The sequence below is a fragment of the Pseudoalteromonas xiamenensis genome (genome assembly GCF_030994125.1).
GTDB classification, from domain to species: domain Bacteria; phylum Pseudomonadota; class Gammaproteobacteria; order Enterobacterales; family Alteromonadaceae; genus Pseudoalteromonas; species Pseudoalteromonas xiamenensis_B.
This window is the reverse complement of sequence record NZ_CP099917.1, coordinates 568,349-583,828: the sequence shown is the minus strand read 5'-3', so window position 1 is coordinate 583,828 and position 15,480 is coordinate 568,349. Positions and strand designations below refer to the sequence as shown.

15 protein-coding genes and 8 tRNA genes are annotated in these 15,480 nt (G+C 43.1%); 22 read left to right on the top strand and 1 reads right to left on the bottom strand.

Translation table 11 applies throughout. The features are described 5' to 3' along the window. The first annotated feature begins 172 nt into the window (after positions 1–172). From aspS to NI389_RS02530, 20 genes are all read left to right on the top strand, one after another. A complete protein-coding gene (gene aspS, locus NI389_RS02625) occupies positions 173–1,954 on the top strand; it encodes an aspartate--tRNA ligase (protein WP_308361446.1) in 1,782 nt (593 codons plus the stop codon). Positions 1,955–2,171: 217 nt separating this feature from the next. Continuing rightward, entirely contained in the window at positions 2,172–2,696 is a 525-nt protein-coding gene (gene ruvC / locus NI389_RS02620) for a crossover junction endodeoxyribonuclease RuvC (protein WP_208843519.1), read from the top strand. Positions 2,697–2,705: 9 nt separating this feature from the next. After that, positions 2,706–3,323 carry a Holliday junction branch migration protein RuvA gene (ruvA, locus tag NI389_RS02615; RefSeq protein ID WP_308361445.1) on the top strand — a complete coding sequence of 206 codons (618 nt, stop codon included), beginning with the start codon at positions 2,706–2,708 and terminating at the stop codon, positions 3,321–3,323. A 7-nt stretch (positions 3,324–3,330) separates the two neighbouring features. Continuing rightward, positions 3,331–4,341, top strand: a complete 1,011-nt coding sequence (gene ruvB, locus NI389_RS02610) for a Holliday junction branch migration DNA helicase RuvB (protein WP_308361444.1) — start codon at positions 3,331–3,333, stop codon at positions 4,339–4,341. Positions 4,342–5,266: 925 nt separating this feature from the next. Then, positions 5,267–5,971 carry a protein TolQ gene (gene tolQ / locus NI389_RS02605; protein ID WP_208843516.1) on the top strand — a complete coding sequence of 235 codons (705 nt, stop codon included), beginning with the start codon at positions 5,267–5,269 and terminating at the stop codon, positions 5,969–5,971. Then, entirely contained in the window at positions 5,958–6,389 is a 432-nt protein-coding gene (gene tolR, locus NI389_RS02600; protein ID WP_308361443.1) for a protein TolR, read from the top strand. The genes tolQ and tolR overlap by 14 nt, the downstream gene beginning before the upstream one ends. Then, positions 6,390–7,316, top strand: coding sequence for a cell envelope integrity protein TolA (tolA, locus tag NI389_RS02595; protein ID WP_308361442.1), 927 nt, complete (start codon positions 6,390–6,392; stop codon positions 7,314–7,316). Positions 7,317–7,327: 11 nt separating this feature from the next. Continuing rightward, positions 7,328–8,686 (top strand): Tol-Pal system beta propeller repeat protein TolB, encoded by a 1,359-nt coding sequence (gene tolB, locus NI389_RS02590; protein WP_308361441.1) that lies wholly within the window; start codon positions 7,328–7,330, stop codon positions 8,684–8,686. A 40-nt stretch (positions 8,687–8,726) separates the two neighbouring features. Beyond that, positions 8,727–9,263, top strand: coding sequence for a peptidoglycan-associated lipoprotein Pal (gene pal, locus NI389_RS02585; protein ID WP_308361440.1), 537 nt, complete (start codon positions 8,727–8,729; stop codon positions 9,261–9,263). A 19-nt stretch (positions 9,264–9,282) separates the two neighbouring features. Beyond that, positions 9,283–10,035, top strand: a complete 753-nt coding sequence (ybgF, locus tag NI389_RS02580) for a tol-pal system protein YbgF (protein ID WP_308361439.1) — start codon at positions 9,283–9,285, stop codon at positions 10,033–10,035. Positions 10,036–10,219: 184 nt separating this feature from the next. After that, positions 10,220–10,295 (top strand) — tRNA-Lys (locus NI389_RS02575). 33 nt (positions 10,296–10,328) lie between these two features. Beyond that, positions 10,329–10,404, top strand: a tRNA-Lys gene (locus tag NI389_RS02570). A gap of 26 nt (positions 10,405–10,430) precedes the next feature. Continuing rightward, positions 10,431–10,506, top strand: a tRNA-Lys gene (locus NI389_RS02565). A 28-nt stretch (positions 10,507–10,534) separates the two neighbouring features. Beyond that, positions 10,535–10,610, top strand: a tRNA-Lys gene (locus NI389_RS02560). 29 nt (positions 10,611–10,639) lie between these two features. Continuing rightward, positions 10,640–10,715, top strand: a tRNA-Lys gene (locus tag NI389_RS02555). A gap of 25 nt (positions 10,716–10,740) precedes the next feature. Further along, positions 10,741–10,816, top strand: a tRNA-Lys gene (locus NI389_RS02550). Between the two features lie 56 nt (positions 10,817–10,872). Beyond that, positions 10,873–10,948, top strand: a tRNA-Lys gene (locus NI389_RS02545). A 116-nt stretch (positions 10,949–11,064) separates the two neighbouring features. Then, positions 11,065–12,105 carry a quinolinate synthase NadA gene (gene nadA / locus NI389_RS02540; RefSeq protein ID WP_208843511.1) on the top strand — a complete coding sequence of 347 codons (1,041 nt, stop codon included), beginning with the start codon at positions 11,065–11,067 and terminating at the stop codon, positions 12,103–12,105. 103 nt (positions 12,106–12,208) lie between these two features. Next, positions 12,209–12,298 (top strand) — tRNA-Ser (locus tag NI389_RS02535). Positions 12,299–12,386: 88 nt separating this feature from the next. Continuing rightward, positions 12,387–12,773: a VOC family protein gene (locus NI389_RS02530; RefSeq protein ID WP_308361438.1), complete on the top strand. Its 387-nt coding sequence runs from the start codon at positions 12,387–12,389 to the stop codon at positions 12,771–12,773. 53 nt (positions 12,774–12,826) lie between these two features. Here the strand turns inward: NI389_RS02530 and NI389_RS02525 are convergent, their stop codons facing one another. After that, the gene (locus tag NI389_RS02525; protein ID WP_308361437.1) at positions 12,827–13,588 is read right to left on the bottom strand and encodes an outer membrane protein assembly factor BamD; all 762 of its coding nucleotides are present in this window, start codon (positions 13,586–13,588) and stop codon (positions 12,827–12,829) included. A 127-nt stretch (positions 13,589–13,715) separates the two neighbouring features. Between NI389_RS02525 and rluD the strand changes: the two genes are divergently transcribed. Next, the gene (gene rluD / locus NI389_RS02520; RefSeq protein ID WP_208843508.1) at positions 13,716–14,693 is read left to right on the top strand and encodes a 23S rRNA pseudouridine(1911/1915/1917) synthase RluD; all 978 of its coding nucleotides are present in this window, start codon (positions 13,716–13,718) and stop codon (positions 14,691–14,693) included. Next, positions 14,693–15,439: a peptidoglycan editing factor PgeF gene (pgeF, locus tag NI389_RS02515; protein WP_308361436.1), complete on the top strand. Its 747-nt coding sequence runs from the start codon at positions 14,693–14,695 to the stop codon at positions 15,437–15,439. The genes rluD and pgeF overlap by 1 nt, the downstream gene beginning before the upstream one ends. Positions 15,440–15,480: the final 41 nt, after the last annotated feature.

Genomic DNA, 15,480 nt, shown 5'->3' with positions numbered 1-15,480 from the left:
CTAAACAATCGATTTTCAGAAAGGTTAACAAAATTCGCAATTATGTTCGCGTTTTTTCGCTTTCTTGTGGGCAATTAAGATGACTTTACTAACCAGTTTTATATAATTGGCGGATATTTTTATTTGATAATGTCCAAGCATTTGAACTTGGGGACAGTTGAACAGGAAGATTATGCGCTCTATATACTGCGGAAAACTTAATAAATCGCATGTAGACCAACAGGTTGAATTATGTGGTTGGATCAACAAACGTCGTGACCTTGGTGGTCTTATCTTCGTAGATCTTCGCGATCGTGAAGGTATCGTGCAAGTTGTTTTCGATCCAGAAGTTGAAGGATTGATGGATAAAGCAAATGCGCTTCGTCAAGAGTTCTGTGTTCAAATTAAAGGCGTAGTACGCGCGCGTCCAGATAGCCAAGTGAACAAAGACATGGCGACTGGCGAGGTGGAAATCCTTGGTACTGATTTAACAATCGTGAACCGCTCAGAGCCATTACCGCTTGATTTTAACCAGCAAAACTCAGAAGAGCGTCGCTTAACGTATCGTTATTTAGACCTCCGTCGCCCAGAAATGAGCGATCGCATCAAATTGCGTGCAAAAGCGAGCAGCTTCGTACGTCGCTACCTTGATTCGAACGAGTTTCTAGATATTGAAACGCCAGTACTTACGAAAGCAACACCAGAAGGTGCTCGTGATTATTTGGTACCAAGTCGTGTTCACAAAGGTAGTTTTTACGCGTTGCCACAATCACCACAGCTATTTAAGCAATTGCTGATGATGTCCGGTTTCGACCGTTATTATCAAATCGTTAAATGTTTCCGTGATGAAGATTTGCGTGCTGACCGTCAACCAGAGTTTACTCAGATCGATATCGAGACGTCATTTTTGACGTCTGATCAAGTGCGTGCAATTACGGAAAAAATGATCCGTGAAATGTTGCTCGAATTCAAAAACGTGGATCTCGGCCAGTTCCCTGTGATGCCATACAGCGAAGCGATGAGCCGATTTGGCTCAGACAAGCCGGACCTACGTAACCCGTTAGAAATTGTGGATGTCGCAGATTTAGTTAGAGACGTTGAGTTTAAAGTGCTTTCAGCGCCTGCAAATGACGAGAAAGGTCGTGTTGCAGTGATCAAAGTACCTGGTGGTGCTGTAATGTCACGTAAACAAATCGACGACTATACAAAGTTTGTTGGTATTTACGGTGCGAAAGGTCTAGCGTGGTTAAAAGTGAATGACCTCGCACAGGGTGTTGACGGTATTCAATCGCCAATCGCGAAGTTCTTAACGGAAGATGTAATCAATGGGTTGCTTGAGCGTACTAACGCGCAAACAGGTGATATTTTGTTATTTGGCGCAGATAAGCGTAACGTTGTGAATGAAGCGTTAGGCGCATTGCGTATCAAGCTTGGTCTTGATTTTGAATTAACACGTTTAGATCAGTGGGCGCCGCTTTGGGTTGTTGACTTCCCAATGTTTGAGGAAGACGACGAAGGTAACTTGCACGCTGTACACCATCCATTTACAGCGCCAAAAGGCATCACAGCCGAAGAGTTAGAAGCGAATCCGGCAAACCAGCTATCAGACGCGTACGATATGGTGTTGAATGGTTACGAAGTGGGCGGTGGTTCTGTTCGTATTCATAACAACAAAATGCAACAGGCCGTGTTCCGTATTTTGGGCATTAACGAGCAAGAACAACAAGATAAGTTTGGGTTCTTACTTGAAGCGCTCAAATATGGTACTCCACCACATGCGGGCTTAGCATTCGGTCTTGACCGTCTGGTTATGCTACTTTGTGGAACAGATAACATTCGTGACGTGATTGCGTTTCCGAAAACCACGCAAGCTTCTTGTTTGATGACAAACGCACCAAGTGTCGCAAACCCGGAAGCGTTAAAAGAATTAGCCATTGCAGTTGCGATTGCGAGTTCAGAAGACGCTGTAGAGTAATCGACCTAATTTTGAATAAAAAGGCGACGCTTAGGTCGCCTTTTTTGTGTCTGTGGTAAAGTTACTGGTAATTCATACAGTATTACGGCATTATGTTTACGAATCTTTTTAGAAGAACAACAACAACTCGGCAGGTAGATGAGATGTTCTGTCTACAATAAAATTGATGAATTTGAGTCCAATTTTTGAATTCGGTATGTCGAGATGAGAGGGTAATGTGGCTATTGTACTTGGAATTGACCCTGGCTCGAGATTAACAGGTTACGGTGTAGTGTCTTATCAAGGTAATAAGTTTCAATACCTTGGAAGTGGCTGCATCAAAGTAGGTGAGTTTGACTTTCCGACGCGTCTCAAGATGATTTATCAGGGAATAAGTCAACTCATTGAACAGTTTTCCCCTGATTCGTTCGCAATTGAACAAGTATTTTTAGCCAGAAACCCTGATTCAGCTTTGAAGCTCGGGCAGGCTAGAGGTGCAGCGATCGTCGCTGCGACAGTACAAGACCTTCCAGTGTATGAATATTCGGCACGTCAGATAAAGCAGGCGGTGGTAGGAACTGGTGCAGCAAAGAAAGAACAAGTACAACACATGGTAAAACAGCTTTTGAAATTACCTGGTACACCCCAGGCTGATGCTGCTGACGCGTTAGCCGTTGCGATATGCCATGCGCATTCAGAACAAAGTTTGATCCGTTTGGCCGGTAGTGCCACAAAAACGGTTCGAGGTAGATTAAGACAATAAAGGTGACACATGATTGGACGTTTGAGCGGTACATTATTAGAAAAGCAACCGCCAGAGATCTTGATTGACGTTAATGGCGTCGGCTACGAAGTATCCTTACCAATGACCTGTTTTTATGAATTACCAAAATTAGGTGAGGCAGTTGCGGTTTATACCCACTTTGTTGTACGTGAAGACGCGCAATTGCTTTTTGGTTTTGTTACTAAAGAGCGGCGTTCGCTGTTTCGTGAGTTGATTAAAGCAAATGGTGTCGGGCCCAAGTTAGCGCTTGCGATATTATCTGGCATGTCAGCCCAGCAGTTTGTCCAATGTGTACATAATGAAGATGCGTCAACGTTAGTTAAGATCCCTGGTGTAGGAAAGAAAACCGCAGAGCGTCTTGTACTCGAAATGAAAGATAAGCTCAAAGATTGGGGTAATGATCTACTAACGCCATTCAGTGATGATTCGATACTGCAACCACTGGAAGATCCAACGGTTGCAAATTTACCAGAAGACGATGCAGTTGCCGCGTTGGTGGCGTTAGGTTATAAACTTACTCAGGCACAAAACGCAGTGAAAAAAGTCGCTGTAAGTGGAATGAGTACAGAAGCGATAATTAAAGACGCGTTAAAGTCGATGATGTGAGAGAAAAATGATTGAAGCAGATCGTCTTATTGATGCCTCGATAAAAGGCCAAGAAGACATTGTAGACCGAGCGATACGGCCCAAATTATTGAGCGATTATACCGGTCAACCCCATGTTAAAAAGCAAATGGAAATCTTCATTGAAGCCGCAAAAAGTCGCGGAGAAGCGCTCGATCACTTACTCATTTTTGGCCCGCCAGGATTGGGAAAGACAACACTTGCAAACATTGTAGCGAATGAGCTCGAGGTGAATATCAAAACAACCTCTGGACCTGTGCTTGAAAAGGCGGGGGATTTGGCTGCGTTACTAACGAATTTAGAAGAAGGGGATGTACTTTTTATCGACGAAATTCATCGCCTTAGTCCACAAGTTGAAGAAATTTTATACCCTGCGATGGAAGATTACCAACTTGACATCATGATCGGAGAGGGCCCAGCTGCGCGCTCGATAAAATTAGATCTTCCTCCTTTTACGCTTGTTGGTGCAACCACTCGAGCTGGTTCTCTTACTTCACCACTTCGTGACCGCTTCGGTATCGTTCAACGTCTAGAATTTTATAATGTGGCGGATCTTACGCAAATTGTCAGTCGTTCAGCTCATTTTTTAGCGTTGGAGATGAACTTAGCAGGGGCAGAAGAGGTAGCAAAGCGGTCTCGTGGCACACCACGAATTGCAAATCGCTTACTCCGTCGTGTACGAGATTATGCTCAAGTAAAAGGTGATGGCAGTGTAACACAAGAAATTGCTCACGCTGCACTGGATATGGTGGATGTGGATCGCTGTGGCTTCGATTATATGGATAGAAAGTATCTTCTTGCCATTATTGAGAAATTCATGGGCGGTCCTGTGGGCCTTGATAACTTAGCCGCCGCAATTGGTGAAGAGCGAGAGACCATCGAAGACGTCATCGAACCTTTTCTAATACAACAAGGTTTCATTCAAAGAACGCCAAGGGGTCGTATCGTATCCGATAGGGCATACCTTCATTTTGACTTGCAAAAACCTGAATCCGTTTAACAACATTTAGTATGATGTAGCGCAAATTTGCGGAGCGCTACATTAATTTCCTTCTATGAGCCTGTGCGTGATTCAAACAAAAAATCACTCAATGCGGTTTATGAAAGATGAGCTGTTGAAATTGCGAATCCGCTTGGTCACTAAAATAACTTTTAGCTACGCCCTTCTTCAAATTTCTTTTTTATTACAAAGAATTAGAATACTCCAAACGAAATTGAATCCAACCTGAGTAATTGAAGCAAAAAGCGAATAAGAAGAAAAAAGTGAGTTGGATTAATTTAGGCAAAAAAAAAGCCCGCAAAAAATGCGGGCAAAACAACAAGTTGAAGGAAGTAATCCAGGGAACGAGTCAAGTTCTTTTTGGTTTTATCCAAACGTAGCTCAACTCAACAATACGACAAATCAGTAATCATATTGCTAACAACTGTGCTTAGCATCAATGATGCTTGCTGCTCAGTACAGGATGTATATTACGCATCATTTTCGTATTGTTCAAACTAGAAAAATTTCTATTTCGAATTAAAAAAACTAATATCAATAATAATGTATGATTTGCAGCTGTGAATGAATAATGAGCTAAAATGCATATAAGTTGTTGTATGTAAAAGAAATTAACATATGCTTAAAATTTGCTCTGGATTAATATTATTGTTGGAAAATGGTCTGACCAAAGCGGAATCTGGTGAAATATTCAGGATGAATGCATAAAAGTAGAGTTTTATACATATTCAGTGAATAAATAAAAGCTCGAAAACATGGTGGAGAAATATCGTCTCTTTATTCGGCGGTTGGTCGCTAAATGTTTGGAATTCACGGTATTGGCGTTGTAACGATGAGTTTGGCTGGGTAAACTAAGTGAACCTTTCATAGAGCGTTCAGTCTATTGGTTTAATATATGCCAATCAGCCTAGTAGGAGAATTATAAGTGGAATCTGGACTTAACTTTATCGACCTTATTCTTAAAGCCAGTTTTTTAGTACAACTTGTTATGTTGACTTTGGTCGGTCTGTCCATTGCATCTTGGGCGATTATTTTTCAAAGAAAGTCAGTTATCGGTAACGCACTAGGCAACGCAAAAAAATTCGAACAACGTTTTTGGTCAGGAATGGAGCTAAGTAAACTTTATAACGAAGTAACGGCTCGTGATGGTCAACAAGAGGGATTAGAAGCTTTGTTTGTTGCAGGCTTTAAAGAATTCGCTCGTCATCAAAAAAACAGCATCAACGCAGCAGGCCTTATTATTGAAGGGACTAACCGTTCAATGCGTGTTGCGCTCTCAAGAGAAATTGAAAAACTAGAGTCAAGTCTCTCATTCCTCGCAACAGTAGGTTCGATAAGCCCTTATATCGGTCTTTTTGGCACGGTTTGGGGGATTATGAATGCATTTATTGCACTTGGTCAGGTCAAACAAGCTACGCTTCAAATGGTCGCGCCGGGTATCGCAGAAGCGCTTATTGCAACGGCAATGGGTTTGTTTGCGGCGATCCCTGCAGTTATGGCGTATAACCGCTATGCAAAAAATGTAGAAAAGCTTGAAAATCTTTACGTCAATTTCATGGAAGAATTTGCTAACATTCTACACCGCCAAGCAGCAGCGCAAGCAGAGGCTAAGCAAAATGTACCTGCGTAAAAGAAGAAAACAAGTTGCGGAGATAAATGTCGTACCTTACATCGATGTTATGTTGGTATTGCTTATTATCTTTATGGCAACTGCGCCACTTATCACTCACGGTGTGAAAGTTGACTTACCAAAAATGGAAGAGTCTGACTTGGTCGACACCAAAGATTCACCGCCGATCATTGCTTCGATTGATGCTCAAGGACGCTACTACGTCAGTGTCGGAACCGACCCGGAAAAACCAATGGATGCTGTTGAAGTTGCTGCCATCATTAAATTGAAATTGCAACAAAACCCAGATACACCGGTCATGATAAAAGGCGATGGGAAGGTTTCATATCAAGAAGTTTTGTTATTGATGGACTTTTTGAAAAATGCAGGTGTTCCTTCTGTGGGTCTAATGACAAAGTCGTTTGACGAGGAGTCGTAGGTGCAAAGCAGTGTTTTAAAATCCGTTGGTTTGCACGGTGCGCTCGCAGCATTGCTCTTTGTCACGGCTGATTTTCATGCACCTACACCTACTGTCATGGAAGTAGTGTTGAATCCTAATTTGCCTGAAGAAGAAAAAGTAGTAGAAGCCGTTTCGGTGGACCAACAAGCAGTAGAAAAGAAAATTGCAGAGTTAAAAGCCGAAGAGCAGCGGAAGAAACGACAAGAAGAAGCGCGCATACGTGAACTCGAGCGTAGAGCTAAAGAGGCACGGGACACTCGAGAATCCGAAGCTCGTACCATTAAAAAGCTAGAACAAGAGCGCAAAGAAAAAGAAGCGGAGCGTAAAAAAGCAGAAGCTGAAGCCAAAAAAGCAAAGGCAATTGAGAAAAAACGCCGTGAAGAGGCGCTAAAGGCACAAAAAGAAAAAGACGAGGCGGAAAAAGCAGCGAAGGTCGCGGCGGATAAACGTAAACGTGAAGAAGATGCCTTGAAAAAGGCGGAAGAATTACGCAAACAAAAAGCGGCCGAAGAAAAGCGTAAGGCAGAGGAAGCAGAACGTCGTCGTCAACAAGCATTAGAAGAACAAATGTTGCAAGAACAACTTGCAAGAGAAGCCGCTTCTAGAGCTAAGGTTCGTCAGCAACAAGTGTTATCTGAAGTAGATAAATACAAAGCGTTAATCATGCAACGTATACAACAAAACCTGTTAATTGATGAAAATATGAAAGGTAAAGAATGTCGACTAAACCTCCGTCTTGCATTTAACGGGTTAGTCACTCAAGCACAGCCGTTAGGTGGGGAGACATTGGTATGTGATGCGGCGCTTCGGGCAATTCGCATCGCAGAAACGTTGCCTGTTTCATCTGACAGAGACGTGTACGAGCAATTGAAGAATATTAACTTAACGATCAGACCAAGTTTTTAGATAGGGTGTGTATGTTTAAAAGAATTAAAGTCTTTTTACTCGCGTTTGTTGCGCTAGTTCAATGGAATGCGAATGCTGCGCTTGAAATTGTGATTACCGAAGGGGTCGATGGTGCAAGACCTATTGCAGTCGTACCTTTTCAATATCAAGGCAATGGTGTACTTCCGATGCAACCTGCCGATGTGATCGCCGCCGATTTAATGCGCAGTGGTAAATTCAAACCGATTGCCGTTGCGGAAATGCCTGAACAGCCAAGTGCTGACGATCCTATTAATTTTGATGCTTGGGTTAGTAAAGGTGTGGAAGCCATTGTGGTGGGTTCAGTATCACCGCAGCCAGGTGGTCGTTATCTTGTGAAGTACGAATTGATAGACGTCATTCGTGGACAAATTACAGGTGGTGCAACTCGTATGATGTCAAATGGCAAGTTAATGAAAAGCCAAGATCATATACAAGAGGCACGCCAAAGTATTATTGAAGCAAACGGTTTTAGACGTTATTCACATCGTATAAGTGATGTGGTTTATAAAGCGCTGACCGGCGAGCGAGGGGCATTCTTAACTAAAATCGCCTATGTCATTGTGCGTGATCAAGACGACAAACCATATCAATTGGTTGTAGCTGATTATGATGGTTATAACGAGCAAGTCTTGCTGCGTTCAAAGGAACCATTGATGTCACCTGCTTGGTCACCTGATGGACAAAAGTTGGCATACGTAACATTTGAGAATCGTCAAAGCCAAATTTATATCCAAGATCTCTACACTGGAAAACGCCAACTGATCGCCTCGTATCCTGGTATTAATGGCGCACCACAGTTCTCACCTGATGGTAAACAGCTATTACTTGTATTATCAAAAGATGGTGATGGTGCAACCGAAATTTACTTGCTTGACCTTGCAACTAAGCAAGAACGTCGTTTAACACGACACAGAAGTATTGATACAGAACCAACATGGCATCCAAATGGTAAAGATGTTGTGTTTACGTCGGAAAGGGGTGGTAATGCCCAGATTTATCAGTTAAATTTACAAACTGGTAGGTCAAAGCGTCTGACCTTTGATGGTGATATGAATTTAGCGGGTTCAGTGACACCGGATGGTAAACAGTTGGTTATGGTAAACCGAACTTTAGGTAAGTACCACATCGCTAAAAAAGGCCTTGAAAACGGTATTTTCCAAGTATTGACTCGTACTCGACTGGATGAGTCTCCAAGTATTGCCCCCAACGGTTCAATGATCATCTACAGTACTTTGCACGAAAACAAACAGGTTTTAGCGCTGGTCTCTATGGATGGTCGTTTCAAGGCCCGTTTGCCGGTTCTGGATGGTCAAGTTAAAGCGCCTGCTTGGTCACCATTTTTAGATTAAACTTTGCTGGTTAGATTTATAAGAAATAGGAATATACTCGATGCAACTTAACAAACTTTTAAAAGGTCTTTTGATCGCTGTACCTGTCATGACATTAGCTGCTTGTAGTTCTTCTTCAAGCGTAGATGATTCAGCTGCTAACCAGAGCAATCAAGCCACTAGCCAGACTTCAGGTGATGGCGTAGAAGTGAGCACAATTAACCGTGAAAAAACGGCAGAAGAAAAGCTACGCGAAAAATACGAAGCACTTCGTCAAGAGCAAATTATTTACTTCGACTTTGATAAATCAACGATTCAAAGCCAATTCACTGAGTTACTGCAAGCACACGCTGATTTCTTGGTTAAGAACCCGTCAGTTAAAGTTCTTATCGAAGGCCACGCAGATGAGCGCGGTACACCTGAGTACAACATCGCGCTTGGTGAAAGCCGTGCTAAATCTGTAGCAAAATACCTACAAAGCCTTGGTGTTTCAGATAGCCAAATTTCAGTAGTTAGCTACGGTGAAGAAAAACCAATGATTAAATCACGTACGGAAGAAGCGTTTGCTAAAAACCGTCGCGCTGTTTTAGTGTACTAATAAATAGATAAGAGAAGTTATGAAGCCGAAATACGTTTTGGCAGCCATACTTTTAGTGAGCGGGAGCGCCCAAGTCTGGGCTGCTCCCGCTCCTGTTTCTGAGGCTGCAAGTTCACCTAATAGTATAGAGGGGAGATTGTCTACCCTTGAAAAACTCATGCAATCACGAAATATCATGCAAGCAGATATGCAGCAGCAACTTGAAGTATTGCAAGATGAAGTGAGTCAAATTCGCGGTGTTACAGAAGAGACGAGTTATAAACTTGAAAAAGTACTTCAGCGTCAGCGTGAGTTGTATCAAGAAATTGAAAATCGAGTTGCTCGCGTAACGAATCAACCTGAGCCTCAAGCAGTTGTACCAACTATCGCGGCTGAAGCGCCAGCAATGAGTGCGAATTTATCGGAAAATGAAGCGTACGACCGAGCCGTTGCGCTTATTATGAAAGACAAACGTTACGAAGCTGCAATTCCGGAATTTGAAGCATTTTTGAAAAACTTTCCAAATTCGGTTTATGAATCGAATGCACATTATTGGCTTGGGCAGTTACTGTCGATAAAAAATGATGATGTAAATGCAATAAACCACTTCAATATCGTTGTTGAAAACCATCAAGACTCAAATAAACGCCCTGATGCGATGTTGAAACTTGGCGCTCTTTATGAAAAACAGGGAAAAAAGGACGTCGCGAAACAAATTTTGAATAAATTAGTTCAACAATACCCAAGTACAACTGCTGCAAAATTAGCAACTGAGCGTTTATCGAAGCTATAGTTTCTAGCAGAAAAGTTGAGATGCCTAAACTAATTGACCATATTAGTAACAATTTGGTTTAAAATTAGGCATCTAGCAGTAAAAATTGAAAAAAAATGCGGTTTTCAGTTGCACTCCTTTTTTAAATAAGTATTATAAGCGCCCGCAGCAGGCGATTGAAGCAATCAAAACAGCTGCGTCGAGTGGGTCATTAGCTCAGTTGGTAGAGCAGTGGACTTTTAATCCATTGGTCGATGGTTCAAGTCCATCATGACCCACCACTTAGTTTGTTAACTATATCGATTTCTTTGAGCGGGTCATTAGCTCAGTTGGTAGAGCAGTGGACTTTTAATCCATTGGTCGATGGTTCAAGTCCATCATGACCCACCACTTAAAGTAAAATCGAAATCCCGAGCGGGTCATTAGCTCAGTTGGTAGAGCAGTGGACTTTTAATCCATTGGTCGATGGTTCAAGTCCATCATGACCCACCACGACTAGTTAACATTCGACTTTATGAGCGGGTCATTAGCTCAGTTGGTAGAGCAGTGGACTTTTAATCCATTGGTCGATGGTTCAAGTCCATCATGACCCACCACATAAAGTACCTGATCGATTTCTATGAGCGGGTCATTAGCTCAGTTGGTAGAGCAGTGGACTTTTAATCCATTGGTCGATGGTTCAAGTCCATCATGACCCACCACATAGAGCCTGTCGATTTCATGAGCGGGTCATTAGCTCAGTTGGTAGAGCAGTGGACTTTTAATCCATTGGTCGATGGTTCAAGTCCATCATGACCCACCATTCATGCGTTTTATCCTTTCATTATTGCATTCTCCTTTCGGAGTTAGCACTAGAGCGGGTCATTAGCTCAGTTGGTAGAGCAGTGGACTTTTAATCCATTGGTCGATGGTTCAAGTCCATCATGACCCACCATTAGCTTCATTTCTTCTTAATTATTCCTTCTTAAAATTGTCACCCTCTAGGATTGTTCCTTCACTTTGCGTATAATTCGCGCCTAATCGAGCAATGTAGACACTGTGGTCAATTTTATGAGTCTAGCTGAACAAATCATGCCGGAAGACTATATCTTCCCTCCTAAGCCAGCGCCGTTAACTTCAGAGCAAAAGGCTGAATACAAAAGTCGTATAAAGACGCTTCTAAAAGAAAAAAACGCGGTTTTAGTTGCCCATTATTACACGGATCCAGAAATTCAAGCATTGGCTGAAGAAACCGGTGGATGTGTAGCGGATTCTCTTGAGATGGCGCGTTTTGGTGCTAAACACGATGCCGATATGATCATCGTAGCAGGCGTGCGTTTCATGGGCGAAACAGCAAAGATCCTAACACCTGAAAAGACGATAGTCATGCCGACGTTGCAAGCAACGTGTTCTCTCGATGTTGGCTGTCCTATCGATGAGTTTTCAGCATTTTGTGATCAACACCCAGACCGGAAAGTGGTTGTATATGCTAATACCTCAGCAGCCGTAAAAGCGCGTGCTGACTGGATTGTTACGTCATCTTGTGCCCTCGAAATCGTCGAGCACTTAGATTCTGAAGGTGAGAAAATTATCTGGGGTCCGGACAAGCATCTTGGCTCTTACATCCAGAAAAAAACGGGTGCGGATATGATCATGTGGAATGGCGCGTGCATTGTCCATGATGAGTTCAAAACCAAAGCACTTAAAGACATGAAGGCGTTGCATCCTGATGCTGCGGTCCTTGTTCACCCTGAATCGCCAGCAGAAATTGTTGATCTTGCTGATGCGGTTGGCTCGACTAGTCAGCTAATCAAAGCAGCACAAACACTACCAAACCAAAAGTTCATCGTAGCAACAGATCGCGGCATTTTTTACAAGATGCAGCAGCTCTGCCCTGAGAAAGAGTTCTTTGAAGCGCCGACTGCTGGCGAAGGGGCAACATGTAAAAGTTGTGCACATTGTCCTTGGATGGCCATGAATGGTCTCAAAGCGATTGAAGAAGCTTTGATTAGCGCTGAAGGTCGTGAAGTATTTGTTGATATGAATTTGCGAGAAGGCGCACTACGTTCGCTTAATCGTATGTTAGATTTTTCAGCAAGTTTAGTCCGATAATTTAGATATCGTATAGAAACTGGTCAGTTGATCAGAGAAGTTGAAAAACAACTTGCTAAAGTGCGTGGCTTTTCATAGTATTAGCCCCGCATTTATGCGACGCGGAGAGATGGCTGAGCGGTTGAAGGCGCACGACTGGAACTCGTGTGTAGGCTAACCCCTACCGAGGGTTCGAATCCCTCTCTCTCCGCCATTTTCTTTTTGTTACCAATTCTTCCTTTTTATCTCCCTGATTCGTTGTTAGCATCCTAATCAAGTTAAATTTACTTGGATTAATTAAGATGAATCTCAACCAAGTCACTTTGCCTGTGTATGACATGAACACGGCCACACTATTTTATCGTAAGCTCGGTTTAACACAGATTGTTGATACACCTCACTATGCTCGATTCGTTTGTCCGCAAGGAAACTCAACGCTGTCCTTGGCACTTCGAGAGCAGAAGGAAAGTAATAGCGGAATTACCATTTACTTTGAACATGAGCAGTTAGATGATTGGGTAGAAGAATTGAAGGAGAAGGGGTTACCAATCGAAGTGCCGCCAGAAGATAAGCGCTATCTATGGCGAGAAACGTTTCTTTTTGACCCGTCAGGTAACAAGATTATCTTGTTTTATGCAGGTGAAAATCGCATTAATCCGCCTTGGCGAGTGACTTTGCCTCCACTTTAAAAGACACATTATTGTGGATGTAAAAAAGCCGAGGAGAACCTCGGCTTTTTTCGTTATTTTCGCTCGTTCAGCTGCTTGACTTCTTTGGCGTGCTCAGCAAGGTCAGTCAATCCTAATTTTTTGTAACTCTTTTCCATCATCTCAAGCGCTTGTGGTAAATAGCTGCTTTGTGAGTAATGGTCCACAACATACTTGCCACGGTTTGCTGAGGCTAGATAAGCTTCACGCTCATAGTAGTACTCTGCGACTTTTAATTCGTATCGTGCCATTTTGTTTAACAACCAGACTAAACGTTTTTTCGCTTCTGGCGTGTAATGGCTATTTGGAAAACGAGTTACGAGTGTAGACAGATCTTGGAATGCAACGCGGGTTCGGTTTGCATCTCGGTCTGCGCGGTCAACACCAAAATATTCTTGGAATGCGTTTTTGTCCGCTTTAATGTTAACAAGGCCACGCATGTAATACATGTAATCAAGATCTTTGTGATTTGGATTCAAACGGATAAAGCGATCGATTGTCGCAAGCGCTTGTTCTGTGTTGCCTGCCTGGTAGTTGGCGTAGATTAAGTCCATCTGTACCTGGCGAGAATATGGGCCAAATGGATAGCGCGAGTCGAGCGCGGATAAGAGTTCGATTGCGCGAGCATACAAGCCTGAATCTAGCGTTTGCTTCGCATCTTCATACAGTGCTTGAGCGGATTTATTCGGTACACGTTCAATATCTTCTTTGTCTGGAGCAGATGAACAAGCGGCTAAACCTAAAACTGATGCGCCAATAAATATACTAAATGCGCGCTTCCCTAATGTTTTTATCATTTTATTTGTTACCTTCGTCTGTCTTCGGCTAGGCCAAGTCGGTAAAACCGAGTAAACTATGCGTTTATTAGCGATTCTAACCCAGTCGAGCTAAGCTTGCACTGGTAAATTGGGTAAAGTTAACAGAATGTCAGAGCAAATCTCGCTTCAAGCTGAAGTACCACTGGAGTTAGGCGGTAAACGTCTAGACCAAATTTTGGCGCAATTGTTCCCTGATTATTCGCGCTCGCGAATAAAAACTTGGATTCTTGACGACAAAGTAACCATTAATGGCGAAATTTTAAACGTGCCTCGTGAAAAACTCCTTGGTGGGGAGCTTGTTTCTATTGAAACTGAGCTTGAAGCCGCACGTGAATATGAAGCTCAAGAAATCACACTGAACATTGTCTACGAAGATGATGACATTCTTGTGATCAACAAACCAGCTGATTTAGTTGTGCATCCAGGTGCGGGTAACCCAAGTGGTACTGTGCTAAACGCGTTATTACATCATTGCCCAGAAATTGCCAGCGTGCCACGTGCAGGTATTGTTCATCGTCTCGATAAAGACACGACGGGTTTGATGGTGGTCGCGAAAACAATTCAGGCGCAAACACATTTGGTGAAAAACCTTCAAAAGCGTGAGAACTTTACGCGTGAATACGAAGCCATTTGTAATGGAACAATGACAGCGGGTGGTGTGATTGAACAGCCAATTGGACGTCACTCGACGAAGCGTACGCACATGGCCGTTCAAGTCATGGGTAAGCCTGCAGTAACGCATTATCGTGTTGCTGAGAAATTCCGTGCTCATACTCGCCTACGCTTACGTTTGGAAACTGGCCGTACGCACCAAATTCGTGTACACATGGCGCATTTGAATCACCCTCTAGTCGGTGACCAACTTTATGGAGGTCGTCCTCGTCCTCCAAAAAACGCGACGCCAGAGCTTTTCCAAATGTTACGAGACTTCAAACGTCAGGCGTTGCACGCGGTGCGATTACAAATTGCACACCCGATCACGGGCGAAATTATGCGTTGGGAAGCCCCAATTCCTGATGACATGGTTAAATTGACTGAAACGCTGCGAGAAGATTCTCAGGCAAATCAGGAAATTGAATATTAATGTTTCTTGAAGCTACATGGCCATTAGCTCCTTTTGTTGGCGGATTTTGTACTGTCCGCCATACGCTTGGGGTTTCGCAAACACCTTTTGACAAGTTCAATGTGGCTTATCATGTGGGTGACAATGCCGACCATGTAGCTCAGAACCGCCGAATGCTCGATTCGTACTTACCCAAATCGCCTATTTGGCTAAACCAAGTTCATGGCGCTCGAGTGGTGGATATTACTGAATCAAATGTCAGTGAATGCACAAATAATCAGCTTGATGCAGATGGGCTCTTTACAAGGTTGCCTAATACACCGCTGGCGATAATGACGGCAGATTGCCTTCCAATATTACTGTCAAATGAAGATGGATCCGAAGTTGCAGCACTCCATGGAGGCTGGCGTCCGTTACACAAAAAGATTATCAAGCAAGCACTAGATTGTTTTAAGTCTTCGCCAGAGAATGTGAGCGCATGGTTCGGACCTGCAATCGGTCCGAAAGCGTTTGAAGTGGGTGTTGATGTTGTTGAGGCATTTTGTAATGACGGTCCGAATTATGCGGGCGCGTTCGTCCGACATCCAGATAACGAAAACAAATGGCTTGCAAACATATTCACTTTGGCACGCATGCAACTTCTGGCATTGGGCGTAAAAAACATATACAGCGATGATTTATGCACTGTGCAGGACAAAACTCGTTTCTTTTCTTACCGCCGAGATAATCAAACTGGACGCATGGTCAGTGTGATCTGGCGCAAATAACCATAAAAATTTTGTGATTGTTACTTGAAGCTTACGTGACT